We start from the raw sequence: 25664 nt of genomic DNA, 5'->3' as shown, positions 1-25664 counted from the left end.
CCCAATTAAGAGTACGACCTTGGTGTGACTACTTAGCAGTTATTTAGCTCGCTAAAATGCCATCTGCTTGAGCACGTGCTTCAGCAGCGATACGAGTGATTTCACTCCACTCGCCATTGTTCATCATTTCAGACGTTACCAACCATGTACCACCAACCGTTACAACGTTTGGTAGAGACAGGTAGTCAGCCATATTACCCGGCTTCACTCCACCTGTTGGGCAAAAACGAACGCCAGCAAATACCGTTGAGAAACCTTTCAGTGCCGCTGCACCACCCGATGTTCCAGCAGGGAAAAACTTAAGATCAGTAATCCCAAGCTCCATTGCTCTAATGACTTCAGATGCTGTCACAGCACCTGGTAGGTATGGCATTTCGTTATCAAGTGCTGCTTGAGCTAGCGTCGGTGTCAAACCTGGGCTTACAACAAACTGTGCGCCGGCTTTTTTCACCTCATCAAACTGCTCAGGGCGAGTAACAGTACCAACACCAATGATTGCTTCTGGTACTTCATTTGCAATACGCTCGATTACTGAAAGCGCACAATCAGTACGCAAAGTAACTTCTAAAGCCGTTAAGCCTCCAGCAACTAGCGCTTTTGCCATTGGTACCGCATGCGCAACATCTTCAACCACTAGTACTGGTATTACAGGGTTACCGCCTAATGCTGCAAACACATCAATCTTTGACATCAGTTCTTCCTCTATTATCACATATATAAGTTAAGTAGTTATTCTACATCAAATACACAAGCTCCGGCCTCTGCATCGCCTGCATTTTTTCTGAAGGCCGAAAATAGTTCTCGACCGAAGCCAAAGTCTTCTTTTTCTGAAGGTGTCGTTTGTAGCTCACGTGCATTCCACTCAGCATCATCAACTAACGCACCTACCGTACCATTTTCACAATCAACACGAATAACATCACCGTCACGTAGTCGTGAAATACCACCACCCACCAAACACTCTGGCGTCATGTGAATAGCCGTTGGCACTTTACCCGACGCGCCTGACAAACGACCATCAGTGACCAATGCAACGCGCTGGCCACGATCTTGAAGCACACCCAACACTGGCATCAACTTATGTAGTTCAGGCATTCCGTTAGCTTGTGGGCCTTGAAAACGAACTACAACCACGACATCATGATCTAATTCATTCGCTTTAAATGCTTCTTGTACGGCTTCTTGTGAGTCAAAAATGCGACATGGTGCTTCAATTAACCAATTCTCAGGATCAACCGCTGAAATTTTTGTAACAGAGCGACCCAAGTTACCCGCTAACAATTTCAATCCACCCTTCTCACGGAATGGCTTAGCCACCGTTGAAAGAATTTCTGCGTTATCGCCAGCTGCTGGAGATGGACGCCAAGTTAGCTTTCCTTCTTCGAGGAATGGCTCAGTCGCATAATCCGCTAGACTAGAACCCGACACTGTTTCAACATTTTCATGCAACAAGCCTGCTTCCAATAGCTCACGAATAACCGTACCGACACCACCAACGGCGTGGAACTGATTAATGTCAGCTTGTCCATTTGGATAAACCTTCGCAATCAACGGCACAACTTCTGACAACTCAGTAAAGTCATCCCAGTCAATTTTGATACCTGCAGCACTCGCAATCGCAACCAAATGGATCGTGTGATTAGTCGAACCACCCGTTGCCATCAAACCAATCATGCCATTTACAATCGCACGCTCGTCAATGATGTCAGTCAATGGCTTGTAAGTCCCACCCGCTTTTGTCATTGCTAAAAGCTGGTCAACAGCTCGGTTAGTCAAGGTATCTCGTAAGCCTCCATGCGGTGGTACAAATGCAGCACCTGGCACATGTAAGCCCATAATTTCCATCAGCATTTGGTTACTATTCGCCGTACCATAGAAAGTACAAGTACCTTCGCTGTGGTAAGCCGCTAACTCAGAGGCAAGTAACTCTGCACGCCCTGCTTTACCTTCTGCATAACGCTGTCTAACTTTAGCCTTGTCGCTATTACTAATACCTGTACCCATCGGTCCTGAAGGTATGAAGATAGCTGGAAGGTGACCAAAACGTAGCGCACCGATCAATAAACCCGGTACGATTTTATCGCAAATACCAAGGTACATTCCCGCATCAAATACATTGTGAGACAGTGCAATACCGGTACTCATTGCGATCAAGTCACGGCTGAATAATGACAACTCCATGCCCGGCTCACCCTGTGTCACACCGTCACACATAGCAGGTGTAGCGCCTGCAACCTGCGCAACTGCTCCGCCTCGACGTGCTGCTTCTTTAATTAAGTCAGGGTAGCGCGCATAAGGAGAATGAGCTGACAACATGTCGTTGTAAGATGTGATAATACCAAGGTTAGCTGGACGCTCTTGAACAAGCATGATCTTGTCACTGGCAGGAGCAGCAGCAACACCGTGCGCAAGGTTGGTACAACCAAGGCCGTGACGGCCTGTATGTTTTGTGGCCTCTTGCATACGTTTTAAATATAAGCTGCGAGACTCAGTACTACGTTTACGAATTCGATCCGTGACACGATCAACCACTGCGTTTAAAATAGTCATTTGTTTGACTCTACTGGTAAATTTATATTTATGTAGTTTAACTACATTTTACTCCTAAAATCAAGGAGAAAACTAATTCACCGTCACCACAAGCAGACTAATTGTAGCTAAACTATTGGAATTTTTGATTAATGAGTAATACAAGCATGCTATCCCACATTGAGACGTCACTAAGCACTCTAAGCAAGTCTGAGCGTAAGGTTGCAGAGTATGTGCTCGACAATGCTAAAAGCATTATTGATCAAAATATAGCTCAAATTTCTAGCGCCATTAGTGTGAGCGAGCCGACTATCATTCGCTTTTGTAGGCGACTAGGCTTTACTGGCTACAAAGACTTTAAACTCAAACTAGCTCAAACCATGTCGCAACCTAACCATCACTTGTTAAGCGACATTAGTGAAGACGACACGCCGCTTAACATTGGTCAAAAGATCATTGATCGTGCCATTTCTAGTTTGAGCCAGACGCGTTCGACACTGAATGGCGACAACCTAAATGAGGCGGTTATCGCACTACGCAAGGCAAGCCGCATTGAGTTTTATGGCCAAGGAGGCTCGGGAATTGTTGCGAGCGATGCTCAACAAAAGTTCTTTCGTTTAGGTACACCAACGGTTGCCTATAGTGATCCCTACATCCATAGCGTCTCAGCGACATTGTTAGATAGTGAGTGTGTTGTGGTTGCGGTCAGTCGATCCGGTACATCTAAAGACTTACTCAAAAGTATCTTGTTAGCCAAGCAAGCGGGCGCAACGACTATTGCGATAACCGCCAGCGGCTCAGCATTAGCAAAGGCCTCTGATATCACTTTGCATATTGATGTTAAAGAAGACAGCGACTACTACGCGCCCATCAAGTCACGCATGTCGCAGCTCGTTATTCTAGACACTTTAGCCATTGCAGTTGCGTTAGAAGATGAAGAAACACTGACTAAAAAGCTACTGACCGCTAATTTAGCGTTGAGCGACAAACACGTCACCTCTGATTAATTTATTATTCTATAAACACTAAAAACAAAAACGGCACTATCAAAGTGCCGTTTTCTATATCTACTTAAACCCGTCAGATGTTAAACATCGTAACTTGTACTCGACACATCACCACCGGTACCTGTCCAGTTTGAATGGAATCGTTCACCTTCTGGCTTGTCTACACGTTCATAAGTATGAGCACCAAAGTAATCACGCTGAGCTTGTAGCAGGTTAGCAGGTAACGTTTCTGTACGGTAGCCATCATAGAATGCTAATGCTGAGGTCATCGTAGGCATTGGAACACCTGTCTCAATTGTCTTAGCTAAAACTTTGCGCCAGCCCGCTTGAGATACTCCAATCTTATCTAAGAAGTAGTCATCTAGTAACAAATTAGCCAGTGCTGGGTTTTTATCATAAGCCGCTTTGATGTCATCAAGAAAGACAGAACGGATAATGCAACCACCGCGCCATAAATGCGCAATTGAACCGTACTGTAAATCCCAGCCAAAGTTTTCAGAAGCGGCGCGCATCAACATAAAGCCTTGTGCGTATGAAACAATTTTCGAGGCTAGCAGTGCCTGACCTAAAGCTTCGACCAACACTTCTTTCTGACTAGACAAGTCTTGTGCCGCTGGAGCGTTTAATACTTTGGAAGCTGCAACACGCTCACTCTTTAGTGCCGACAAGCATCTTGCGAATACTGCTTCACCGATCAATGTCACTGGCATACCAAGCTCTAGCGAGTTAATCGCCGTCCACTTACCTGTGCCTTTCTGACCTGCTTTATCTAAAATCTTATCGACGACAAACTCACCGTCTTCTTTGAAGCCAAGAATATCAGCCGTAATTTCGATCAAGTAGCTACCAAGGTCACCTTGATCCCACTCTTTAAAAACTGCCTGCATTTCTTCGTTGCTCATGTGCAACTGGTCTTTCATGAATTGGTAAGCTTCGCAGATTAGCTGCATATCACCATATTCGATGCCATTGTGAACCATTTTCACAAAGTGGCCTGCACCATTTTCACCTACCCACTCACAACAAGGCGCACCGGACTCAGTTTTAGCACTAATCGCTTGGAAGATATCTTTTACTAATGGCCATGCTTCTGGGTTACCACCTGGCATGATTGACGGACCAAAACGAGCGCCCTCTTCACCACCTGACACACCTGCACCGACAAAACGGAAACCTTTTTCTTTAAGGTCAATGGCACGTCGTTGAGAGTCAGGGTAATTTGCGTTACCACCGTCAATAATTACATCACCCTTTTCTAACATAGGAAGCAAAGACTCAATCACAAGGTCAACAGGATCGCCTGCTTTAACCATGATCATGATTTTGCGGGGTACTGACAACTTTAAAACCATCTCTTCCAATGACTCAGCACCAACAATATCTGTTCCCTTTGCAGGTCCCGCTAGAAACTCTTGGGTAACAGAAGCTGTACGATTATAAGCGACCACCTTGTAGCCATTATCATTCATGTTAAGGACTAGGTTTTGACCCATTACAGCCAGACCAATTAACGCGATATCACAACTCATAGCAACCTCTTGCAGGGGAATTTTAAAGCAAAATGTTATTGAAAACGGTAGGTAAAGTAATCACTTGGAACATTACATAAGATACCATTCAACAGCAGTCGTCAGTATCAGCAACGTTGGGGGTGATTTGAAACCATTTTCAAAAAAGAACGTGTATTCTAACACTTACTCCCCAGCAACTGAAACCTCTACACCCGACCACTTAAAATTTTCCGGCTGATCACCCACACTCCACTTTGCAGTAAAGTTTTTGAAGTCATCACTAAAGGCAAAGGCCACTTTTCCTGAGCCATACTTATCCTGCCAATAACAATCCAATACTTGGGCAAGTTTACGCTTACAGTTGAACAAACTGCCCCGTATAACTTGCTTTGCTTCGTTCATTAAGTAGCTACCAGCGGAGGTAGCAACGAGGTCATTACTTTCAAAAAATGTCGTGATAATGGGTAATAATTCATTAGAGCTTTGTATGTGCCCTAAGTAACTCCCTGAGTGTGATCGAACAAGTGCTTCTCGTACTTTATCGTTAGAATTTTCAGGCAATAGATTGGCTAAGCTGACCGATAGCGTCACTATGTTTTCAGGCAACTTATTCATATTGTCATCAAGCACCTTGCGCACTTGATCGACTAAGCCTGCCTTAGCGGCAGCACTCTCATTAAATTTAACCGTTATTTCAGCTTCGTTATCTTGGTATTTCGCTGAAATCAACAATACATCCGTTAGGTTACTCATCAGCATCTCAATCGGGTTAGCGATGCTTTCTTCAACCTTATCTGCGGTCATGTGGTTAGTCACCACCTCAATCACTACAGAGTGCTCAAGCTCTTGTGCATGCGCCATAGACATATAAAAACAAACCCCTGCCAAACAAATCGCGTTAATTAACTCCCTAATCCCCATCATTAATCTCTCGTATGCCGCCCATAAGATGTACGCACTAAGATTCGCATAAGCATAAGCAACAAACAAGTACTTCAATAATGAGGCTGCTCATTTTCATACATTATCGTCTTTAAACATACAATCAATTCGCTTAAAAATTAAACTTATTTAATTAGTATAAGTAATAACAAAGAACAACGCAGACTATTACTAGCTCTCCTCTGAAACTGAACACCAGCTTAACTATTGGTAAGTTTACAGACTACTGCTCCACAATTTAATGTTTAAGTGCGCCCAACAACAAGAAAACACCAAAAAGGCGTCATAATATAAAACTTGAGGCAGGAATATGACCATTAGCACCTACTTAACCATAGTTGCAAGCACAGTACTCGCTACTGCTTGCGCGACAAATAACGCACAAAAAAACCAATATATCACCAAAAATGGCCTTATTTATATTGAGCAAGTCGATAGTCTATTGACTGAAACGCTTGACGTTATTATTGACGTCGACTCGACTGAGTTATGGCGTTCGCGTCCACACAGCCCCAAAAAAAGTCGTAAAAAGGTCATGCTCCACGAGAAAAACCACGAAACAACGAAGTTGACCTATGAGATCGCTGAGTTTCGTAAAGGCAACGCTAACACTAAGCGCTACTTTCTCGCGCTTGAAGCGCTTATCAACGACCCTGCTCGACAAAGTATCGCAAACACTATTGGAGATGCTAGTACTGCGATAGCACGAGAGCAACACCGACGAGCCAACAATAGTCGCTTTTATACGGATAGCTACGATAGAGAGGGCTCTATCAGCAAACTGTCTCACATTGCTGTTAACGCTCATTACTCAAAGCGGATACAAGATATTTTACGAAAGGATGCCGCCATCATCGGCCCTCACCTAGACTCGCAAGAGGCTCAGTTAAAGAACATTGTGTCCATATTAAAAGACCGCATGAAAACTGCAGAACTGCTCTACCTTATAATTAATATCGAAAAGCCGTACCTAGGAAACCAACCTTTACCACTGGGTACTTGGAAAGCTAATCGACGTGAATGGTTTGAGATGCAACAAGCAGCACCCGCGCTTGATGATCTAATACAAGCACAGCTGGATGTTAGAAAGGCATGGGACCGTGTTTTATTTGGGGATAACAAAGTCACTTCAGTCAGTCATATGCTTAATGACACAAGCAAAATCACCCAGTCGATAGGAAGCTTTACCAACGCACCACAATCACTAAGTTACTAGTGATTGACCAATAAAAACGCCATTAATAATAAAAGAGGTAACAACATGAGCACACACTTAGCAGATTCAAAGTTGTCTTTAACAGAGTCTTATCACACACTTTTGTTAGTCGATACAGATGGTTATACAAGCGAATGCTTAGAAAAATATTTCGATAATTTACACCGCGTCAGTGTAGAAATCACCAAGCTTGATACAAGTGAACTTCAATCAGTGAACGAGCTAATCAGTAAGGAAGCACAGAACCTGCACCTGATTATCGAAAAATTAACACTCACAGCCGTTAATGATGATAGTTATTTGATGGTACTCAATGCAGTTAACCACAGCCTTCAGATTATGGAAAGCTTTCTTCCAATAGCCCTATAACTCGGACATAACTTGTTTAAAGATAATATCGTTGCAGCACAAGACTCGTTTTTTCTTGGCTGCAATTCTGTTACTGGTTGATACTATTTGGTACTGTAAAAGTATTCACTCTCGTTTTCTGCGTACTTTAGTAGTCTATCAAGTGACTCATTAAATGAACTTTGCTCTTCCAATGTAGCTAACATCCGCTCATCTCTTTCAAGAAAGATGGGATGAATCCGATTGAATAACTCCTGTCCAGCAGGTGCTATACTTAGAATAAGTAAGCGACCATCAGCAGGATCAGGCTCACTAAAGATAGCGTTTGTACTTGTTAACCGCTTCACTACTCGGCTAACCATTGCTTTATCCATCTTAGATATCGCTGAAAGTTCACGAACGGACATTTGCCTCCCACCCGCTAAAATCGCGATCACTCTCCAGTCTGGAATAGCGATATTATAATGTGTTTTTAAATAACGCTCTGCGTGCCGATTTATTACACTGGTTAATACATTTAACCGAAATGAAACAGAGTCCTTCATTGGCTTATTATCTATTTTTTCTTTGTTTTGCAGTGTCATTTATTTTATCTTATCGAAACATTTGTACGCAAATTGTAGCAGACTGTTGCACAATATTTCACAAAACAGGCTAAAAAACATCGTTAATCAGTCAACAACGATATATTTAAGCCTATTAATTAACAATATAAGACATAAACTACAATTCGGCTACAAAAATAAATAAAACCACAAAGTGCAGAGCCACATTAGCTGACTTAATGAATTAATTACTTTAGTTAATTAATTCATCAAACAGCGTGTTTTAGTAAACTTTTACTCATTCTTTTAATGCCAATAAGATTCATCGCCACCGCATTTCCGAGCAAGATCAACGTTAAACCTAAGCCATTCATTATTTCCCAAGTATACCCCTCATAAACCGATGATAAGGCTAGGGCAATAACAGGAAAAACGACTGTCGCATAAGCAGCCTGGTTAGCACCTATCCTATTCACTAATGATAAATAAGCCGTAAAACCAATGACCGATGCAAAGACGGCAAGGTAGACCAAACTATAGAGGTATTCAGTTCTCACATCCCAAGTAATAGGTGTCTGTGTAACGGTAATAATTAATAACAGAGTTAATGCGCCATAAGACATACCGTAGGCCGTGCTGGTCAGCGGATTAATATTATTTTTCTTATGCCTTACTGTGATCATATTTCCTAGAGAAAAACCAAACGTGCCTAAGGCGGAAAGCCCGATACCCAGTAATAACTCACTGGATGCTGAGGTACTCTGTAACTCTGGCCAAAACAATAGAAGTAGCCCGATAACACCCAACACCCCTGCGCCATAAACGGATGAACTTGGCTTAACACCCCAAAACACTCTGTTATTGATCGCGTTATAAAAAATGGCCATCGAAAATACAATCGACAGTAAGCCACTCGGCATATAGGCAGATGCCTTATAAAAACAAATGAAGTTAAAACAAAATAAACAACACCCTTGTAGAAAGTACCAAACATGATCAATGCGCCGTGACTTTTGTAAGCGCCCGGTCAAATACAAAAATGGAAGCAATAGCAGACTCGCTAAACCAAAACGATAGAATATAGAGACTAAGCTATCGACTGAGCCATTCTGGAAGGAAATCGCAATCCATGATGTTCCCCACACAAGTACCGTTACAATGTATAAAAAGATAGTCATGGTCGTACTCGTTAAGTAGAAAAACAGTAGTGTAAGAGCAAAACCAAGACCACTTAGAACCAATTCTTGTGCTTTTTAAACGAGCTAGTCTTAACGGCATTGTCGTTATAACTCAGTTGACTTACTGTTAGCCTATGAGTTTAAAGACCGAATCAAATACCAAGCGACTGTTATCACAAGCGATGCTTCAATCTAAAGCAACGTGCTTAGACTATGCGGACATCCAAAGTGATGTTTCGCTTGCTGTCTGGAGTAATCAGCAAGACCGAGTCATGACTCATAACAAGCATATTCATACATTGAGCATGTATATTGAAGGTGGCCAAAACACTTACCGTACCGATCAGAAAAATCGCCTAGGTAGCCCTGAAAAACTGTGTTTTTTCCCCGCTGACCACACATCTGACTGGGTTGTAGGGCAACCACTAAAGCTTGTTCACTTGTATTTTACAGAAGCCCATTTGAATTATCTTGGCATAACAGCTTTTGATAAAGACTCCCGCACGCTTGAGATACCCGACTTAACATTCGAGTCTGACTTCGTCATGACAACTGGGCTGCAGGCATTACTTAAACTTCTTGAACCATCGGACACGAGTAATCGCTTACAACTACAAGAGTTGCAGCAACAACTGATTTTGCACTTACTAGAACATTATAGTGAACACTCGAAAGAAGTAATCAGAGGTGGGTTGTCGCCCAAAGTGAAGTCACGTGTCCTGACCAATATGCACACACATATTGGTCAGGACATTACGCTTGAGCAATTAGCGGAAGAAGCCTGCATGAGCACTTATCACTTCGCGCACATGTTTAAACAGAGCATTGGTTTATCGCCGTATCAGTTTTTATTAAAGCGACGCATGAGTCTTGCGGCTTCGGAGTTACGTAGCACAACCCCCATTGGTAAGGTCGGAGAGTTGTGCGGCTATAGTAGCCCAAGCCGTTTCGCGAGAGCCTTTAAAGCAAACTATGGTGTCACCCCCAAAGTTTACCAAGGCGCTGCGCAATAACGACAAGACTTTAGCTGGGCAAGCTTTGCCCTAGCTTCAATAACTGTGCGGCATTGCGTGCTGTTTTAAACAGGTTTTCATCCGCATTAGATAGTGCTTCGTCTAATGTAACAACACCTGGCACAACACTAAACAGGGCATCTATCCCATGCTCAAATACAACATCTGCGTCTGACGCCACTGAGCCTGCTAAAGCAATCACTGGAATATCGGCAAAGGCCTTCGCACGCTTACTAACACCAACTGGTGTTTTTCCTCGTACGGTTTGACTATCTATGCGTCCTTCACCTGTGATGACCAGAGACGCACCCGCTAAGTTTTTCTCAAATTCCACCGTATCTAAAACGATATCAATACCGCTTTTTAACTGAGCATTTAAGAACCCAAGAAAAGCACCGCCCAAGCCCCCTGCTGCACCTGCACCTGCAATATTTAGTATATTTTTATCTGTAGCCGCTAAAGTTATCGCAGCAAAGTGACTCAAATTTTTATCTAACAAAGCAACTTGCTCAGGTGTTGCGCCTTTCTGTGGCCCAAAAATAGCCGACGCTCCTGACTCGCCCACTAAAGGATTATCTACATCACAAGCCACATTAAAGGTGACATCTTTAAGTCGGGCATCCAAATTCGTCAAGTCGATACGGTCTAACAGTGCTAGCCCTGCGCCACCTACTGGTATTTCGGATCCATCAGCATCTAAGAATGAAGCCCCTAGCGCCTGTAGCATTCCAGCGCCTGCATCATTTGTGGCACTACCGCCTAGGCCTACAATAATGTGTCGCGCACCTTTATCAATCGCGGCCAATATCAACTCACCCGTACCACGAGTCGTTGCATTTAACGGATCACGTTGAGCGACTGAAATAAGGTCCAACCCAGAGGCAGCAGCGGTTTCAACAACGGCAGTTTTACCGTCACCGAGTAATCCCCAGAAAGCGTCAACGGGTGTACCTAATGGCCCAGTAGCTGACTGCTTAAATAGCTCACCGCTTGTTGCAGCAATCAACGCATCAGTTGTACCCTCTCCGCCATCCGCGACTGGCAACAAGACCTGCTCTGCCGATGGAAAGATGCTCGCAAAGCCTTTAGCAATGGCTTGGGCTACTGCTTCAGACGACAGACTCTCTTTAAATGAATCAGGTGCTATGACAATTTTCATATAATTAATTAAACCCCAGCTCGTAATGGCTAATAACTGACATTTAGAATACCTCTTCAGGCACATTACCGAAAGGGCTTTCGGTTTACTTGATTTGCGTATTGAGTTGAGACTTCAAGAACTCAATCAGTTGCTTTACTTTTAACGGCAAGTAATGACGGCTAGGGTAGACCGCATAAATATGTAACGTTCCAATACTGTAGTCTGTCAGTAACGGCACCAACTGACTCGTATCCAGCGATTTACGAGCAATGAATTCAGGCAAGCACACAATTCCTTGATGTTCGCAGGCCGATTGACAAAGAAAATCACCACTGTTGGACAGTAACGATCCATTCGCTGTCACTGATGTTGATTGACCATCTTTACTAAATTTCCACGTCGAAAAAGTATCATCCTGCTGGTACACCAGACAATTATGACTGTTTAAAGCTTCTGGAGTTTTAGGCTCACCATGCTGCTCTAAGTAACGCGACGATGCACAACAGACAAGATTCATACTCGCTATTCGTCGAGTAACTAGTGACGAATCAGCAAGCTCACCAATACGTATCACTACGTCATAGTCACTGCTAAAAATATCAATAGTGCGGTCATCGAAGTGCAGCACGACCTCAAGCTCTGGGTACTCTCCCATAAACTTATTAATAGGCTTAACCAAGTCAGCAAGACCATAACTTAAGGGAGCATTGATTCGAATCCGCCCAGATAGCTGCTCGTTTGCAGAGGTAACACTACTCTCAAGATAATTGAACTCCTCAAGCAATTGCTTACCTCGACGATAATACATCTCGCCAACTTCAGTCATACGCAGGTGCCGCGTTGTTCTAACGAGCAAGGTTACATTGAGCCTAGCCTCCATTAGACGAATACGCTTACTAATGGCCGCACTAGAGATGCCATGCTTGTTCGCGGCAGCAGTAAACGTGCCCGCATCAACCACTTCCACTAGCCAAAAAAGATCGTCAAAACCACTCACATTATAAACTTCAGGTTAATACAGTTACGTCAATATAGTACTTATAGTGACTTTAGGTAAAGGATAGACTAATCGAACACATACACTATAGGATCAACCATGACTAACAAAACAGTACTACGCATTGACTCAAGCATGCGTACAGAGGGTTCAATTTCTCGAGAGCTAAGCGACAAAGTTGTTTCCGCACTTGGCGCAGATCAAGTGGTAACGAATGACCTACTACTGACACCTGTCCCTCAAATAGATGAGCAATGGATTGGTGCAAACTTTACCCCTTTAGAGCAACGCAGCGCTGAGCAAAATGAAAAGCTAAGTCTATCTAATGAACTGGTTGCTCAATTAGACGCTGCTGACGTGATCGTTATTGGCGTACCGGTTTATAATTTCGGTATACCTGCAGCACTAAAAGCATGGGTAGATAATATTTGTCGTGCTGGTGTGACATTCCAATACACTGAAAATGGACCGCAAGGATTACTAGTCGGTAAACGTGCAATTCTAGTCGTTGCTTCAGCGGGTGTACCCATCGATAGCCCAGTAGATTTTGCAACGCCTTATATGCGCCAACTACTTTCATTTATTGGCATAACTAATGTACAAATTATCGAAGCAGATAACTTAATGTCAGACCCTAAACAAATCGATCAGGCCAATCTACAAATAGCACAATTACAAGCGGCTTAGCACTTGTATCTAGTATAAAATAACTCTACATTGATCAGCTTTGCAACACAAAACAGGGCTGATCATTGTGAATCGTATACTTATTCTTTTTGCACATCCTGCACTTGAGAAATCACGCGTGCAGCGTCGCTTACTTAAAGCCGCGGAAGCAATTGAAGACATTACCATTCATGACCTTTATGAGACCTACCCAGATTTCATGATAGATGTTCCCGCAGAGCAATCGCTACTGCTAGAGCATGACCTCATTCTGTTTCAACATCCTCTATATTGGTACAGCTGCCCTTCTCTTCTTAAAGAATGGCAAGATCTCGTCTTAGAATATGGCTTTGCGTATGGCAGAGAAGGCGACGCGCTAAAAGGAAAAACACTCGGAAGCATTATCAGCTCCGGTGGTAGTCGCATGTCATACTCGAACGAAGGCAGAAATCACTACAGCATGAAGCAACTACTGCAACCCTTTGATCAGACAGCAAGACTGTGTGGCATGGACTACCTGCCGCCCTTTGCCGTGCACCGTACGCATGACATGCATGAGTCAGTGATAGACGAACATTCAGAACATTACCGTCAAATACTGTGGCGCTTACAACGTGGGCTGCCCAGTAAAGAAGAAACAAACTCATTAGAATACCTTAACGACTGGGCTGCGGAATAACTATGGAATCGTCACTACTACAAGCATTCATATTTCTTGCCGCAGGTGTGATTGCCGTCCCCATCGCTAGTCGACTGGGCTTAGGCTCGGTGCTGGGATACTTGATCGCTGGCGCACTCATAGGCCCATCAGTACTAGGCTTTTTGAATGATGCAGAAAGCCTGATGCACTTCTCCGAATTTGGTGTCGTCATGATGCTATTTTTGATCGGACTAGAACTGAAGCCGTCACTCCTGTGGCGCATGCGTATGCCAATTCTTGGACTTGGCGGGCTGCAAATGGCATTAACGACCGGCGTAATTACCGGTATTGCCTACTTCTTTGGACAGCCTTGGCAAACCGCGCTAGCGATCGGATTAATTCTTGCACTGTCCTCTACTGCGCTTGCCCTACAAATATTGGGCGAGAAAAAGCTAATGAATGCGGCCAGCGGAAAGTCCAGCTTTGCCGTACTACTCTTTCAAGATATCGCCGTCATCCCTATTATTGCAATATTGCCACTACTCGCGGTAATAAACCCAAATGACCATACTGGGCCTCATGCAGAAAGCCATGAGAGCGCAAGCCTGATTGCTCACTTACCCGGCTTTCAGCAAGCGCTCATCATTATCTTTGCCGTCAGCATACTAGTGCTCGTTGGTCGATTTCTATCTCGCCCATTGTTTCGCTACATCACTGAAAGCAAGCTGCGTGAACTCTTCACCGCAACTGCTTTGATGATGGTCATGGGTATTGCACTACTCATGGACATGGTCGGTTTATCACCTGCACTAGGTGCTTTTATCGCTGGTGTTGTACTTGCCGATAGCGAATATAGGCATGAGCTGGAAGCAAACATCGACCCATTTAAAGCACTGCTGCTGGGACTCTTTTTTATCTCAGTCGGCGCGAGTATCGACTTCGACTTAATCAGCACCGAGCCGCTATTACTTGGCCAAATAGTTTTTGGTTTAATCACTATTAAGTTCTTCATTCTTTTGGGGCTCGCGAAGCTCTTCAAAATCCCTGGGGGCGGCAAGTACTGGTTTTCATTCGCCTTAGCTCAAGGTGGTGAGTTTGGTTTTGTACTTCTGTCTTCAAGCTTAGAAGGCCGTATATTACCTAAAGAGACCATCGATATATTGACCGCAACCATCGCTATTTCCATGGTAATGACGCCGCTGCTAATCTTACTTAATGAAAAACTCATTATCCCAAGGTTTAAAGAAGCAAAGGTCACTGGCCCTGAAGCTGATGAAATAATGGAAGAACAAGACAGCCCAGTCATTATTGCGGGCTTCGGACGCTATGGGCAAATCGTAGGTCGCTTGTTATTTGCCAACGATATACCTGTGACGATTTTGGACCATAACGCAGCCCACATTGAAAGACTCAGAAGCTTTGGATATACCGTGTTTTATGGTGACACCGCTCGCTCTGACTTGCTTCACACTGCAGGTGCGGACAAAGCTAAAATATTAATTGTTACGGTGGATGATCGAGAAAAAGCCATAGAAATAGTTAAGATGGCAAAGCACAGCTTTCCTCATTTAGAAATTCATGCGCGCGCTTATGATGCGCTTCACTACCACGCACTTAAAGCGGCTGGTGCTGACTACATAGAGCGTGAACTTTTCTTATCTTCACTTAAAATGGGTGAGAAATCGCTTAAAGCACTTGGTATGCGCGCTTTTCATGCAAGGCGTCAAGCGTTACAGTTTGCAGAGCATGACCAACGAACAACGGATAGATTGGGTAAGCACCTGAATGATAACAAGCGCTATATTTCAGAAGCACGTCAGGCTCAGGAAGAAGTATTGAAGATATTACGTCGCGATAAATGGACGAATCGCACGACAGAAGACCATGCTTGGGATTCAACAGGGCACAAGTAAGACACTTAAATCTTAGCCGACAGGCCTGTCATTATTTTAGAAGTTAAAGGCATAAGAATTTTGCGGATTGGGAATGGCAATTTAGCTGCTCCCGCCGCCTCTGCGATATCAGCGTGATGCTGCTCATCTTGCTTCATTTGAAGCAGGACAGAGTGACTCACTTTATCTTGAGGTGGCAATTTTTGAAGGTGGTTGTTGATATGCTTCAAGACTTGATCTTCAGTCTCTTTAACAAATCCTAAACTCCAACGGTCACCCGCTGCACCCGCTAGCGCACCCAGACTAAATGAACCCCAATACCAGACTGGATTCAAAAAGCTCTTATGGCTACCTAACGCTGTTAGACGCTCTCCACACCAGTTTAGGTGGTCATTTTCTTCAGCAGCAGATTGCTCCATCTGCAGCTTAACTTCAGGGTCACGCGCTTTCATTGCCTGACCGCGGTACAAACCTTGAGCAGCAACCTCACCCGCATGATTAATGCGCATGAGGCTGGCAGCTAACTTTCTTTCTTTGTCTGTTAGATCAGCTCGCGAAGTTAAGTTTTCCGGTGTCACAGATCGACCAGATACAGGCGGCTTAGCATGTACTGTTCTCATGGACTGGTCTAACTCAACCAACAAGCTGTCTAACAAACTTAAACGTCGCATAAATTACTTCTTGTCTAGCTCACGCTTTGTAAGCATTTCAATAATCTGTAGCAGTTTCTTTTCATTACCTGCTGCATATGGGCTAGTACGGTACTTACCGTTAATAATAACGCTTGGAACCGAGTTAGCTTGAGAATCAGCACTTACTTGACGTGCGCGATTTAGCTTAGCCGTCAACACCATAGAGTTTGCCGCATTGTCATACTCTTCTTCAGTGATACCTTGCTGCATGATGAATTGCTTAACAACCGTTGGCGAAGCCATGCGCTTACGCTTCTGAACATGAATTGCGTTGAAAAGCTTATCAATCAGCTTCTTCTCACCTTTAGGGTCTAACAACTCAGCAATGTAGAACGTCTTAGCATCAGTAGCCCAACGAGGGTTTAGCATCGCAGGAACCTGCTTGAAATCGATATAGTCAGGTAGGCTCTTTTTGTACTCTTTCATTGTTGGCTCAAGCGCGAAACAATGAGGACATGCTAGCCACAACAACTCTACAACTTCGATTTTTCCGCCAACAGAATCTGTTTGCATTGTTGGGAAGATTTCAAAATAATGAGTACCTTCTTTAAACTGTGACTCGTCAACCTTCGCAACAACTGCCTGAACAGCAGTCTCAGGTGCAGCAGCAACAACCGCTTCAGTAGCAGGTGCGCTTGTCACTTCAGCAACAACCTCATCTTTCACTTCAACTGCTTTAGCTACAACATCAGCTTTAACTTCTTCAGCTTTAGCAACAACTGCTTCTTTAACATCAGCAGCGGCAGGAACAGCCTCAACAATTTTCTTAACTTCTTCTTGAACTGCAACAGGTGCTGCTTCAGCAACTTTTTGCACTTCTTCAACAACTGTCTTTTTAACATCTACAGTAGCTTTTTCATTAGTCGCTGTAGCAGAGTCACACGCTGTCAAACCAACAGATGTAAATAGCACTACAGACCCTAGCAACGTCAGGTGAGATTTCATTAGCTTTTCCTATAATTAAGTCTTGTTTTAATGACTACAATGATACTTGAAAGTTCGATAGATGGATGCAATAAACGCACAAAAGGTGGCACATTGGCCACCTTTTGATATATTCCATCTAGCAATATAGTTACCGCTTGGCAACTAACGCTTTGGCAGAAGTTTAGTCTTTCAAGCCAGAAACATATTCTACGATAGCATCCATGTCTGTGTCAGACATCTTACTCGCAATATTTCGCATCATCTTACCTGCGTCATTCGCACGCTCACCTGAACGGAAAGCCTTTAATTGCGCCAACAAGTAAGTCGTATGCTGACCAGCAAGTCTTGGGAACTTAGCTGCGTCATTACCGACACCGGTTGGACCATGACACGCTGCACAAGCAGTAATCTTAGCTGAAACCTTACCGCCTTTATAAATCAGGCGACCTTCTTCAACTTTATCTTTATCACCAGCACCGGCTGTTGTTTTTTGAGAGGCAAAATATGCTGCAAGGTGCTCAACATCTTCATCAGAAGCAATAAGTCCTGCTTGAGCACTCATCACTGCATTTACACGAGCACCGCTTCGGTAGTCATTAAGTTGCTTAGCTAGGTAACCTTCACCTTGGCCTGCTAGTTTTGGCCACTCAGGGTTACTACTATTACCGTCAGCACCATGACAAGCGCTACATGTTGCAGATAAAGACTTACCCTTAGCCGGGTCACCTTTTGCAAAACTGCTAACAGAGGCCATCATTGCCAAACCTGCAAATACAACTACTAATGCTTTTTTCATTACTTGCTCCAAAATTCTAAATAAATGCTTTTAGACCTGCATTACTGTGTTGAGCGACACAACACTTGCAAAACGACGCAACCCCGCCTAGTCTGTAGCGCACTCAATTTTATAGTGCACTGAGTATACGATGCACTACGTGCACACACCACCAAATAGCAGCAGTTTATATCATAGATCCCAATATTTCTGCAAAAACACCAGACTAAAAAAAGAGATTATTTGAAAATGGCTTCAATCTACAGAGACGCGCGCTTTTTAACTAGCGCGAATACCAGCAACACCCTTCCTCCAGAGCAAGGGTTTGAAGTCGCATTTGCCGGTCGCTCAAATTCAGGTAAATCAAGCACTCTAAATTGTCTTTGCGAGCAAAAAGCACTGGCCCGCGTCAGTAAAACTCCTGGTCGTACCCAGCTCATTAACTTCTTTGCCCTGAAAGATGGTAACTCTTTAGTCGACCTTCCGGGTTACGGCTACGCGAAAGTACCAGAAGCGATCAAAATCGAATGGCAGAAATTCATTGAAAGCTACATGAATGGTCGCGGAAATTTAGCAGGCCTAGTGATCATTATGGATATTCGTCACCCAATGCGTGACTACGATCATGTCATGCTGGAATGGGCTGAGTCTCGCCAACTGCCTGTACACATCATATTAAACAAATCGGACAAACTGAAACGTGGCTTGATGATGAAGTCATTGCTTGAAACTAAAAAAGCACTGAAAGACTACGACCTACCTGTCACCGTCCAAGCCTTTTCATCATTAAAGAAAGTCGGACTTGAAGAGTTCACTGAACAACTTGATAGCTGGTTCTACCCTACACAAGATGATGCTCAGGACGAAGAGACTGTAGTAGAAGAGTAAATCTTTTCTGTTAACACCAGACATAAAAAAGCCCTAACAACGGGGGGTCCATTGAAAGGGCTAAAGAACAAACTTGGATTGGGGACACCAAGCTTGCTTCCGCTAAGAGATATAAAGACACCGGGCTTAAGCATCTATAACTTATACCTCCCGTACAGCGGAAAACTGTTTGGTTGAATAACTTGAGCAGAAAACTTAACGTAAGCTGAACGCCTTAATTTTGGCGCAACAAGTGCCTTCAAAACCAATAAACAAATGGTATACCTTATTTAGCCACTTGTCACTACTGAAAATCATTCCTATTTTCTATGCTTAATGTAGTATTTTTTAATACTACGGCCTAAAACCACTCCTGCTATCCACTTTTTCTATCTCAGCGACTGTAATCAGTGCTCTTCCCTCTCGAACAAACTCGATGGATGCACGTGTACCAATACGCAAATTACCGATAATATTTTTTAAATTAACGCTATTTTTTACACGGTTTCCATTTGCTTGGATGATTACATCGCCGCTTTTTAACCCTGCATCATCGGCAGGTGAGCCAATAACCACTCGGGAAATCAACGCACCTTCTGTATCTTTAAGCTTATATTTTGCGATCATATCGGACGATAAATTTTGAATTTCAACGCCTAACTGACCGCGAACGACCTCGCCAGATTGAATCAACTGACTTTTGATATTACTCACCATATTAGATGGAATCGCAAAACCAATACCAACACTACCGCCACTACGTCCACCCAAAATAGCGGTATTAATACCCACTAATTCACCGCGTAGGTTAACCAAGGCACCACCAGAGTTACCCGGATTGATCGGTGCATCGGTTTGGATAAAATCTTCATAGGACTCTATGCCCAAGCCAGAACGACCTAGCGCACTAATAATGCCTGAGGTAGCTGTCTGCCCCAGACCAAATGGGTTTCCAATCGCCACGACAAAATCGCCAACACGCAACGTATTGCTATTGGCCAGCTTCATTGCGATTAAACGTTCGGGTTGGATCTGGATGACACCAACATCGGCCTCAGTATCTTGACCAATGACTTCTGCTAAAAACTCACGACCGTCATTCAGCGTTACTTTGATCTTAGCTGCACCTTGGATGACATGTGCATTGGTAACAATGTAGCCCAGCTTTGCATCAACAATAATACCAGAGCCTGTACCTTTTGAATCTTTAGGTGCCACACGGCCAAATAAACGCTGATAAGCATTGTTATCAACCGTATTACTGTTTCGGCCTTCTGTTGAAATATCAACAACCGCAGGCATTGCGCGCTCCAGCATATCAGCTAAAGACGGCAATGGCTGACCATTTACCGAGCTAGGCAGTGCGGCAGAGACCACTCCCGAATAACTTAATGTAACGGCAAGCAGCAAGCCACACAGGCTCTGAGTACTTTTTGAAAACCAATCTGTTGTCCACTTCGTCATGCACACTTCTCGTTTAAGCATTTAATTTGCCAACAGATCGGTCCATGACCTGCTTAACTAGATTGGCGTGGATCCCAAGCAAACATCTCCTGCATTTGCTCATATAACGCTCGTTGCTCATCAGTGGTAGGCACTGGCACAACGATTTTAAGGACAACATACTGGTCACCTGCAACTTTAGCGGGCAATCCACGTCCTTTTAATCTCATTTTATTCCCTGACTTTGAACCTGCGGGAATAGTAAGCTTTATACTACCATTTAAAGTGGGCACGGTCACACTTGCACCTAAAGCAGCTTCCCATGGCGCAATAGGCAAATCGATATAAATATCTTTACCTTCTAAACGGTACTTTGGATGCGCATTGAATTTGATTTCTAGGTGTAAATCACCGCCATTATTCGCCTTACCTGCTAAGCGAATCTTCTTCCCTTCTTCAATCCCTTTAGGGATTTTAACTTCAACACTGCCACCGCCCTGAATACGAATACGCTTATTCGCACCTTCGAAAGCGTCTTCAAGGTCTAAGTAAATCGTCGCATTTTGAGGTTCAGGTTTCTGCTGTCTATACTGCTGCCCACCACCTGGACCAGCACCACCGGCTCTTCCACCAAAGAACGTATCGAAGAAGTCACCAAAGCCAGAGTTATCATCAAAACCACCACCGGGATGACCACCATAACCGCCTTGTCCTCCAGCACCGAATGGGCTTCTCCCATTACCGAAACCTGCGCTATCCATTTGGTCGTATTCTGCGCGCTTTTTAGCGTCGCTCAGGACCTCATAAGCTTCACTAACTTCTTTAAATCTCGCTTCAGCATCAGACTCTTTACTTACGTCAGGGTGGTACTTACGCGCTAACTGGCGATAGCTCTTACGAATCTCATCTTTATCTGCCGTTTTACTGACACCAAGAATCTTATAATAGTCTTTATATTCCATAAACTTACAACAAATAGCCTGGTTGATCGACTGGAAACAGTCATGATGCCTATTAAATGGCTGCTGAATGTTAGAATTCAAGTGCTTATTTCACATTTAGTCCATTTAAAGCAAACATATAAGTGAAATACACTATCGTGAACATTCTTCCAAAGATAAAAAACACAAGGTATGCTGCTAATCGGCATTAATTCTACGAGGGAGTCACATGTCATCTACGCAAAATACCAAACCATTAAATACAGTGTTAATAGGTCTCGGCATGGTTGCCGACACTCACGTTGAAGCCATCACCGGACTTAACGGCAAAGTTAACCTAAAAGGCGTTTTCGCTCGCGGGCAAGAAGCAGCACGCGAATACGCAGCGAAAGTAGCATCAATAACTGGCCAGCCTTGCGAGGCCTACCCGACTATCGAGTCAGTTGCTAACGATGACACACTAGACTTCGTCATTATCGCAACACCGCCCAATGCACGGATTGAGATCATAAGGCTCTTTGCCTCCAAAGGCCTTCCGATATTACTTGAGAAGCCAATTGAACGAACCACTGCCGCAGCGACAGAAATCGTTGAGATCTGCGAACAATATAACGTTCCGCTAGGAATGGTTTTTCAACATCGTGCGCGACTGGCCTCAATACAACTACAAACAATGATTGCTTCTGGTGAACTCGGAAAACTCGGCATGGCCAATATCGAAGCGCCACTTTGGCGCTCTCAGGCTTACTACAACGAGCCAGGCCGTGGCACGTATGAGCGAGATGGCGGTGGCGTACTACTGTCACAAGCTATTCACACTATGGACTTAGCGTTAAGCATGACCGGTGATGTTTCGGAAGTTCAGGCGATGTCACGCACGACTGCTTTTCACCAAATGGAGTCTGAGGACTTTGTGACTGCAGGTTTAACATTTGAAAATGGCGCTATTGGCAACCTATTCGCTACTACTGCTAACTACCCCGGTGGAACCGAGTGCATCACCCTGCACTTTGACCATGCAGTTGCAAAACTTGAACGCGCTAAGCTAGATGTATTTTGGCGCGATGGGCGCAAAGACAGCTATGGTGAAGATGAGCTGCCGATAGGAGGCGCGGGCAATCCAATGTCGTTTAAATCAACGTGGCATGGTGGGATTATTTCTGACTTTGCGGATGCTGTTACTGAGGGTAAAGCCCCAATGGTTACTGGTCGTGAAGGGTTGAAAGTACACCAGTTGATTGATGCGTTAATCGCTTCTTCGGAGCAGAAGAAAGCGTTAAAACTTTAAACAATGATACGTCGATGCAATCGACATAAGCCTACTTAAACATCAAGTCATGTCGATAAAACAGGGAAAAATCGACACGTTATCTTGTCATGTCGATGCCATCGACATAAACTGACTTTACGATGTTATGTGTCGATATTTTTAAGGAATTTCAACATGACTTGGCAAACCAACCAACCTTACAACCAATTACCCTTACTTCCACCCTCTATTGACCTGCTTGAAACACGTACTGTTTTGAAAGCTTGTATTTCAGCACGCACCGCATTAGCAGAGCTGAAACAGTCAGGCGAATTAATTCCTAACCAAAGTATGCTGATCAACTTGCTACCTATACTGGAAGTAAAAGATAGCTCTGAAATAGAAACTATTGTCACGACCACTGACCGTTTGTTTCAGTACGCTCAAGAGGACAACGGAGCAGATAACGCCACTAAAGAAGCGTTGCGCTATAGAACTGCGCTTTATCAAGGTTTTGAGCAGTTAAATAGAAAACCGCTGTGCAGTGCTACAGCGATTGAAGTATGCAGTACGCTCAAGCATATCGATATGGATGTTCGAAAAGTGCCTGGCACTCTCATTGGGAACCAGACGACAGGTGAAGTCGTGTATACACTACCTGTGAGAGAAAGGGTTATCCGAGACTTACTATCTAACTGGGAGAACTTCTTGCATGAAGAAGATGATATAGGCCCACTAGTTAAGATGGCGGTGAGCCACTACCAATTTGAAGCTATTCACGTTAACGAACCATCGGCATATATATTAATGCTTTAATTGTCATGCAGACAATAATACAGATTACAGTGAGGGTTATCTAACTTTCCAATATCTCTTTTTTTAACTGATAGCTCAAAGTCTCTCTTTAGAAGATCGTTATTCTTATAGTACGGATACTTTTCAGAAAAACTTTCGACAAACAAACTCAAGCGCCATAAATCAAAACCATCAATTCTACCTCCATAGCCAAAATCAAAATCAACTTTATGGTCGGAAAAAATTAATAAACAACCAATTCCATGAAATTCATATTCTATATTTTCAGATAATTTACCATTCTGAGGTAAACCACCATTCCGCCATGCTGATAAGGGATGGGTATCACCAATTTTTTCTTTAAATAATACCATTCCTTTACGAACATCGGCCAAATAACATTCAATAACCGTCTTTAAATTAGAGCTACACATTACCCATACCTATCATCGTCGTGGCCTAATATTATTAGGACCAACAGAATTTGATGACCTAATAACATCTCCAACGTTATCAAAGTTACTCTTGTGGCCAGCAATATCTGTAACAACATTTACATGTACTTTAGTGCCTGTCATTTTTGCTGCTGCCGCCCTATGATGCCCATCTATGATGCCCATCTATGATGTATTGCTTACCGTTATGTTCAACAACATCAATCGGATCTCCAATATAACCATCATTTCGCATACTATTCGCAATTCCCTCAACTCTTTTTCTTGAGCCCTTACCAGAAATACTATGTGTTCGCCCTAAAGTCCCTGCATCTACTGGTAATAAACAATTATGAACCCAAACCGAATCTCCATCACCTTCACCTCTAACAAAAAAGGTCTGCGTTTGGTCTACTGTCAGGTTATAAGCCTCAAGTTCCTCAACTCTAACTTCAACACTAACAACTTCAGCAAATGTCTTATCATCATTAAGCAGTAAGTGGCCTGCTTTTAGATTACTAGCATCAACCCAATAACCATTGTCAATCACGCCATCATAATGATGACCTTCAGATGAGGCGGGTACTTCTTTTTTGCCTTCAGATAGTTTTACAAAGAACTGATGTATTTTATTCGATGTGACGACTTGGGTCAGGCCTGATTCAACGTCCTTAATGGTAATATAAACAGTATCATCATAGTCATTGCTGTATTGAGCTAATACAGATTCAAAACTATGCTCACCAGTCACTACATTTAGACTAAGAACGATATCTTCTTCAGTAATATCTTTAATTTTCTTATAGCCATCGATGGTCAGTACTTCCGTTTCCCCATCGAAACTACATGATTGCTTTGCTGCTAACTTGAACCCTCCTCCCCTAGGGATACTCGCAAGGTCACCAGCTATTGCACCAGCACCATAAGAACCAGAGCACTTATCAACTGAAGAATTAACATCAAGCTTATCTCGAACCCAGTCCGTGACACCAAATGAAACTGCAGCAGCAAAGTCAACTAGACCTTGCGGAAGACTAGGCAACAAACCATCCTGATCCACAAAGTTAATCGGATCATTCAGTACATAGCCATAAAGATTACTATCACCACCCGCAAAACCAATCGGATCTCTTGCAGTCCAACGACCAGTCTCAGGGTCATAGTCTCGATAGCCAAATCGAACTAACCCCGTATCTGTATCTTGCAACCCACCTGCAAAACCAAATGGAACATTCAGTGTTGGGTTAGTATCAGATAACACATTACCAAAACTATCGTATGTCATACGCTTAACCACCACACCTGTACTATCAGTGATAGCGCGTGGCGTACCTAAATGGTCGGTAACGATATAGTAAGTCTGGTTGTTCTGAACAAAACTGCTAGGTACATGACCGTCCGCATATTAAAATGCTGTTTCAGATTATTACTACCATCTTAAGTGGCTAGCAGCAGGGTTTTATTCAACCATAGATACTTTTCAGTAATAATCCCATCCACTCGCTTAGCAACACGATTACCCAATGCATTATGCAGATAGCTAATCGTTTGGCTGGGGGTTTCTACCTGTAGTAAGCGACCCTGTGAGCTGTATTGATAGTTTGTCGTGCCGTTAGTCCTTACTTTTTTACTTAGCTGACCATCTGCATCGTATTCATAGCTCGTATCACCGCTACTTTGTAGCTGATCCCCTACGTTATAAACAGACCCTTGGTTTGAAATACCGCGTTGCGTGCTACTGTGTGTGGTGCGGTTTCCATTCGCATCGTAACTATACTGCTCAACCGTCGTACCGTTCAAAGCAACATTAACGAGCTGACGCTTATCGTCATAAGTGTAGTCATACTCATTGAAATTGCCATCATCCAATACTGCAGAGAGACATTATGGCCAATTTCACTTGACCACTATAGGTT

General features: G+C 43.5%; 26 protein-coding genes and 1 pseudogene. 10 read left to right on the top strand and 17 right to left on the bottom strand.

Going from position 1 to position 25664, the window contains the following annotated elements; all coding sequences use genetic code 11:
- Nucleotides 1-43: 43 nt before the first annotated feature.
- Together DKT75_RS13990 and edd are read right to left on the bottom strand one after the other, a co-directional pair.
- Nucleotides 44-691: a bifunctional 4-hydroxy-2-oxoglutarate aldolase/2-dehydro-3-deoxy-phosphogluconate aldolase gene (locus DKT75_RS13990; protein ID WP_109824063.1), complete on the bottom strand. Its 648-nt coding sequence runs from the start codon at nucleotides 689-691 to the stop codon at nucleotides 44-46.
- Between the two features lie 38 nt (nucleotides 692-729).
- A complete protein-coding gene (gene edd / locus DKT75_RS13985; protein ID WP_109824062.1) occupies nucleotides 730-2550 on the bottom strand; it encodes a phosphogluconate dehydratase in 1821 nt (606 codons plus the stop codon).
- A 131-nt stretch (nucleotides 2551-2681) separates the two neighbouring features.
- Here edd and DKT75_RS13980 point away from each other — a divergent pair, with 131 nt between their 5' ends.
- Nucleotides 2682-3536, top strand: a complete 855-nt coding sequence (locus DKT75_RS13980; RefSeq protein ID WP_109824061.1) for a MurR/RpiR family transcriptional regulator — start codon at nucleotides 2682-2684, stop codon at nucleotides 3534-3536.
- Between the two features lie 80 nt (nucleotides 3537-3616).
- On the opposite strand, the gene gnd is transcribed toward DKT75_RS13980, so the two are convergent.
- Both gnd and DKT75_RS13970 read right to left on the bottom strand, forming a co-directional pair.
- Complete coding sequence (gene gnd / locus DKT75_RS13975) at nucleotides 3617-5065, bottom strand: decarboxylating NADP(+)-dependent phosphogluconate dehydrogenase (RefSeq protein ID WP_109824060.1); 1449 nt, start codon at nucleotides 5063-5065, stop codon at nucleotides 3617-3619.
- A gap of 165 nt (nucleotides 5066-5230) precedes the next feature.
- Complete coding sequence (locus DKT75_RS13970) at nucleotides 5231-5914, bottom strand: efflux RND transporter permease subunit (protein WP_109824059.1); 684 nt, start codon at nucleotides 5912-5914, stop codon at nucleotides 5231-5233.
- Nucleotides 5915-6299: 385 nt separating this feature from the next.
- On the opposite strand from DKT75_RS13970, the gene DKT75_RS13965 reads away from it, so the two are divergent.
- Both DKT75_RS13965 and DKT75_RS13960 read left to right on the top strand, forming a co-directional pair.
- Nucleotides 6300-7205: a hypothetical protein gene (locus DKT75_RS13965; protein ID WP_109824058.1), complete on the top strand. Its 906-nt coding sequence runs from the start codon at nucleotides 6300-6302 to the stop codon at nucleotides 7203-7205.
- Between the two features lie 45 nt (nucleotides 7206-7250).
- Nucleotides 7251-7574 (top strand): hypothetical protein, encoded by a 324-nt coding sequence (locus DKT75_RS13960; protein WP_109824057.1) that lies wholly within the window; start codon nucleotides 7251-7253, stop codon nucleotides 7572-7574.
- A gap of 83 nt (nucleotides 7575-7657) precedes the next feature.
- Here the strand turns inward: DKT75_RS13960 and DKT75_RS13955 are convergent, their stop codons facing one another.
- Both DKT75_RS13955 and DKT75_RS13950 read right to left on the bottom strand, forming a co-directional pair.
- Nucleotides 7658-8137, bottom strand: coding sequence for a MarR family winged helix-turn-helix transcriptional regulator (locus DKT75_RS13955; protein ID WP_109824056.1), 480 nt, complete (start codon nucleotides 8135-8137; stop codon nucleotides 7658-7660).
- A 230-nt stretch (nucleotides 8138-8367) separates the two neighbouring features.
- On the bottom strand, nucleotides 8368-9276 hold the full coding sequence (locus DKT75_RS13950) for a DMT family transporter (RefSeq protein ID WP_109824055.1): 909 nt from the start codon (nucleotides 9274-9276) through the stop codon (nucleotides 8368-8370).
- A 134-nt stretch (nucleotides 9277-9410) separates the two neighbouring features.
- On the opposite strand from DKT75_RS13950, the gene DKT75_RS13945 reads away from it, so the two are divergent.
- Nucleotides 9411-10289 carry a helix-turn-helix transcriptional regulator gene (locus DKT75_RS13945; RefSeq protein ID WP_109824054.1) on the top strand — a complete coding sequence of 293 codons (879 nt, stop codon included), beginning with the start codon at nucleotides 9411-9413 and terminating at the stop codon, nucleotides 10287-10289.
- A 10-nt stretch (nucleotides 10290-10299) separates the two neighbouring features.
- Here DKT75_RS13945 and DKT75_RS13940 read toward each other — a convergent pair whose 3' ends face one another.
- Both DKT75_RS13940 and DKT75_RS13935 read right to left on the bottom strand, forming a co-directional pair.
- Nucleotides 10300-11448 carry a glycerate kinase gene (locus tag DKT75_RS13940; protein WP_109824053.1) on the bottom strand — a complete coding sequence of 383 codons (1149 nt, stop codon included), beginning with the start codon at nucleotides 11446-11448 and terminating at the stop codon, nucleotides 10300-10302.
- 85 nt (nucleotides 11449-11533) lie between these two features.
- Nucleotides 11534-12427, bottom strand: coding sequence for a LysR family transcriptional regulator (locus DKT75_RS13935; protein WP_109824052.1), 894 nt, complete (start codon nucleotides 12425-12427; stop codon nucleotides 11534-11536).
- A gap of 99 nt (nucleotides 12428-12526) precedes the next feature.
- Here DKT75_RS13935 and DKT75_RS13930 point away from each other — a divergent pair, with 99 nt between their 5' ends.
- The 3 genes from DKT75_RS13930 to DKT75_RS13920 all read left to right on the top strand — a co-directional run bounded on the left by DKT75_RS13930 (nucleotide 12527) and on the right by DKT75_RS13920 (nucleotide 15646).
- Nucleotides 12527-13114, top strand: coding sequence for an FMN-dependent NADH-azoreductase (locus DKT75_RS13930; RefSeq protein ID WP_109824051.1), 588 nt, complete (start codon nucleotides 12527-12529; stop codon nucleotides 13112-13114).
- A gap of 67 nt (nucleotides 13115-13181) precedes the next feature.
- Nucleotides 13182-13772, top strand: coding sequence for a glutathione-regulated potassium-efflux system oxidoreductase KefF (kefF, locus tag DKT75_RS13925; protein WP_109824050.1), 591 nt, complete (start codon nucleotides 13182-13184; stop codon nucleotides 13770-13772).
- Between the two features lie 2 nt (nucleotides 13773-13774).
- Complete coding sequence (locus DKT75_RS13920) at nucleotides 13775-15646, top strand: monovalent cation:proton antiporter-2 (CPA2) family protein (protein WP_109824049.1); 1872 nt, start codon at nucleotides 13775-13777, stop codon at nucleotides 15644-15646.
- Between the two features lie 5 nt (nucleotides 15647-15651).
- Here DKT75_RS13920 and coq7 read toward each other — a convergent pair whose 3' ends face one another.
- From coq7 to DKT75_RS13905, 3 genes are all read right to left on the bottom strand, one after another.
- Nucleotides 15652-16296 carry a 2-polyprenyl-3-methyl-6-methoxy-1,4-benzoquinone monooxygenase gene (coq7, locus tag DKT75_RS13915; protein ID WP_109824048.1) on the bottom strand — a complete coding sequence of 215 codons (645 nt, stop codon included), beginning with the start codon at nucleotides 16294-16296 and terminating at the stop codon, nucleotides 15652-15654.
- Between the two features lie 3 nt (nucleotides 16297-16299).
- A complete protein-coding gene (locus DKT75_RS13910) occupies nucleotides 16300-17262 on the bottom strand; it encodes a thiol:disulfide interchange protein DsbA/DsbL (RefSeq protein ID WP_109824047.1) in 963 nt (320 codons plus the stop codon).
- 163 nt (nucleotides 17263-17425) lie between these two features.
- Nucleotides 17426-18040: a c-type cytochrome gene (locus DKT75_RS13905; RefSeq protein ID WP_109824046.1), complete on the bottom strand. Its 615-nt coding sequence runs from the start codon at nucleotides 18038-18040 to the stop codon at nucleotides 17426-17428.
- A 228-nt stretch (nucleotides 18041-18268) separates the two neighbouring features.
- Between DKT75_RS13905 and yihA the strand changes: the two genes are divergently transcribed.
- Complete coding sequence (yihA, locus tag DKT75_RS13900; protein ID WP_109824045.1) at nucleotides 18269-18907, top strand: ribosome biogenesis GTP-binding protein YihA/YsxC; 639 nt, start codon at nucleotides 18269-18271, stop codon at nucleotides 18905-18907.
- Between the two features lie 333 nt (nucleotides 18908-19240).
- Here yihA and DKT75_RS13895 read toward each other — a convergent pair whose 3' ends face one another.
- Together DKT75_RS13895 and DKT75_RS13890 are read right to left on the bottom strand one after the other, a co-directional pair.
- On the bottom strand, nucleotides 19241-20350 hold the full coding sequence (locus DKT75_RS13895) for a trypsin-like peptidase domain-containing protein (RefSeq protein ID WP_158278878.1): 1110 nt from the start codon (nucleotides 20348-20350) through the stop codon (nucleotides 19241-19243).
- A gap of 53 nt (nucleotides 20351-20403) precedes the next feature.
- Nucleotides 20404-21291, bottom strand: coding sequence for a DnaJ C-terminal domain-containing protein (locus DKT75_RS13890; protein WP_109824043.1), 888 nt, complete (start codon nucleotides 21289-21291; stop codon nucleotides 20404-20406).
- A gap of 208 nt (nucleotides 21292-21499) precedes the next feature.
- Between DKT75_RS13890 and DKT75_RS13885 the strand changes: the two genes are divergently transcribed.
- Nucleotides 21500-22558 (top strand): Gfo/Idh/MocA family protein, encoded by a 1059-nt coding sequence (locus DKT75_RS13885; RefSeq protein ID WP_109824042.1) that lies wholly within the window; start codon nucleotides 21500-21502, stop codon nucleotides 22556-22558.
- A 156-nt stretch (nucleotides 22559-22714) separates the two neighbouring features.
- Entirely contained in the window at nucleotides 22715-23335 is a 621-nt protein-coding gene (locus tag DKT75_RS13880; protein WP_109824041.1) for a Fic family protein, read from the top strand.
- Here DKT75_RS13880 and DKT75_RS13875 read toward each other — a convergent pair.
- The 4 genes and pseudogenes from DKT75_RS13875 to DKT75_RS13865 all read right to left on the bottom strand — a co-directional run bounded on the left by DKT75_RS13875 (nucleotide 23332) and on the right by DKT75_RS13865 (nucleotide 25617).
- Nucleotides 23332-23748, bottom strand: coding sequence for a DUF6896 domain-containing protein (locus DKT75_RS13875; protein WP_109824040.1), 417 nt, complete (start codon nucleotides 23746-23748; stop codon nucleotides 23332-23334). The two genes, DKT75_RS13880 and DKT75_RS13875, sit on opposite strands and share 4 nt — an antisense overlap.
- Nucleotides 23749-23908: 160 nt before the next feature.
- Nucleotides 23909-24808, bottom strand: a complete 900-nt coding sequence (locus tag DKT75_RS13870; protein ID WP_484167220.1) for a polymorphic toxin-type HINT domain-containing protein — start codon at nucleotides 24806-24808, stop codon at nucleotides 23909-23911.
- Nucleotides 24803-25132, bottom strand: a pseudogene (locus tag DKT75_RS22560) (RHS repeat-associated core domain-containing protein); the annotation flags it as partial. The pseudogene DKT75_RS22560 and the gene DKT75_RS13870, both read right to left, overlap by 6 nt.
- A gap of 53 nt (nucleotides 25133-25185) precedes the next feature.
- On the bottom strand, nucleotides 25186-25617 hold the full coding sequence (locus tag DKT75_RS13865) for a hypothetical protein (protein WP_109824038.1): 432 nt from the start codon (nucleotides 25615-25617) through the stop codon (nucleotides 25186-25188).
- Nucleotides 25618-25664 lie beyond the last annotated feature (47 nt).

Source organism: Leucothrix arctica, from assembly GCF_003172895.1.
GTDB classification, from domain to species: Bacteria; Pseudomonadota; Gammaproteobacteria; order Thiotrichales; family Thiotrichaceae; genus Leucothrix; species Leucothrix arctica.
The sequence above is the reverse complement of the archived record's forward strand: the minus strand, read 5'-3'. Positions and strand labels throughout refer to the sequence as shown.

What these genes read in the sequence shown, in the direction of transcription:
- DKT75_RS13990 (WP_109824063.1), bottom strand. Translation starts at nt 691, where the DNA reads ATGTCAAAGATTGATGTGTTTGCAGCATTAGGCGGTAACCCTGTAATA.
- edd (WP_109824062.1), bottom strand. Translation starts at nt 2,550, where the DNA reads ATGACTATTTTAAACGCAGTGGTTGATCGTGTCACGGATCGAATTCGT.
- DKT75_RS13980 (WP_109824061.1), top strand. Translation starts at nt 2,682, where the DNA reads ATGAGTAATACAAGCATGCTATCCCACATTGAGACGTCACTAAGCACT.
- gnd (WP_109824060.1), bottom strand. Translation starts at nt 5,065, where the DNA reads ATGAGTTGTGATATCGCGTTAATTGGTCTGGCTGTAATGGGTCAAAAC.
- DKT75_RS13970 (WP_109824059.1), bottom strand. Translation starts at nt 5,914, where the DNA reads ATGTCTATGGCGCATGCACAAGAGCTTGAGCACTCTGTAGTGATTGAG.
- DKT75_RS13965 (WP_109824058.1), top strand. Translation starts at nt 6,300, where the DNA reads ATGACCATTAGCACCTACTTAACCATAGTTGCAAGCACAGTACTCGCT.
- DKT75_RS13960 (WP_109824057.1), top strand. Translation starts at nt 7,251, where the DNA reads ATGAGCACACACTTAGCAGATTCAAAGTTGTCTTTAACAGAGTCTTAT.
- DKT75_RS13955 (WP_109824056.1), bottom strand. Translation starts at nt 8,137, where the DNA reads ATGACACTGCAAAACAAAGAAAAAATAGATAATAAGCCAATGAAGGAC.
- DKT75_RS13950 (WP_109824055.1), bottom strand. Translation starts at nt 9,276, where the DNA reads ATGACTATCTTTTTATACATTGTAACGGTACTTGTGTGGGGAACATCA.
- DKT75_RS13945 (WP_109824054.1), top strand. Translation starts at nt 9,411, where the DNA reads ATGAGTTTAAAGACCGAATCAAATACCAAGCGACTGTTATCACAAGCG.
- DKT75_RS13940 (WP_109824053.1), bottom strand. Translation starts at nt 11,448, where the DNA reads ATGAAAATTGTCATAGCACCTGATTCATTTAAAGAGAGTCTGTCGTCT.
- DKT75_RS13930 (WP_109824051.1), top strand. Translation starts at nt 12,527, where the DNA reads ATGACTAACAAAACAGTACTACGCATTGACTCAAGCATGCGTACAGAG.
- DKT75_RS13920 (WP_109824049.1), top strand. Translation starts at nt 13,775, where the DNA reads ATGGAATCGTCACTACTACAAGCATTCATATTTCTTGCCGCAGGTGTG.
- coq7 (WP_109824048.1), bottom strand. Translation starts at nt 16,296, where the DNA reads ATGCGACGTTTAAGTTTGTTAGACAGCTTGTTGGTTGAGTTAGACCAG.
- DKT75_RS13910 (WP_109824047.1), bottom strand. Translation starts at nt 17,262, where the DNA reads ATGAAATCTCACCTGACGTTGCTAGGGTCTGTAGTGCTATTTACATCT.
- DKT75_RS13905 (WP_109824046.1), bottom strand. Translation starts at nt 18,040, where the DNA reads ATGAAAAAAGCATTAGTAGTTGTATTTGCAGGTTTGGCAATGATGGCC.
- yihA (WP_109824045.1), top strand. Translation starts at nt 18,269, where the DNA reads ATGGCTTCAATCTACAGAGACGCGCGCTTTTTAACTAGCGCGAATACC.
- DKT75_RS13895 (WP_158278878.1), bottom strand. Translation starts at nt 20,350, where the DNA reads ATGACGAAGTGGACAACAGATTGGTTTTCAAAAAGTACTCAGAGCCTG.
- DKT75_RS13890 (WP_109824043.1), bottom strand. Translation starts at nt 21,291, where the DNA reads ATGGAATATAAAGACTATTATAAGATTCTTGGTGTCAGTAAAACGGCA.
- DKT75_RS13885 (WP_109824042.1), top strand. Translation starts at nt 21,500, where the DNA reads ATGTCATCTACGCAAAATACCAAACCATTAAATACAGTGTTAATAGGT.
- DKT75_RS13880 (WP_109824041.1), top strand. Translation starts at nt 22,715, where the DNA reads ATGACTTGGCAAACCAACCAACCTTACAACCAATTACCCTTACTTCCA.
- DKT75_RS13875 (WP_109824040.1), bottom strand. Translation starts at nt 23,748, where the DNA reads ATGTGTAGCTCTAATTTAAAGACGGTTATTGAATGTTATTTGGCCGAT.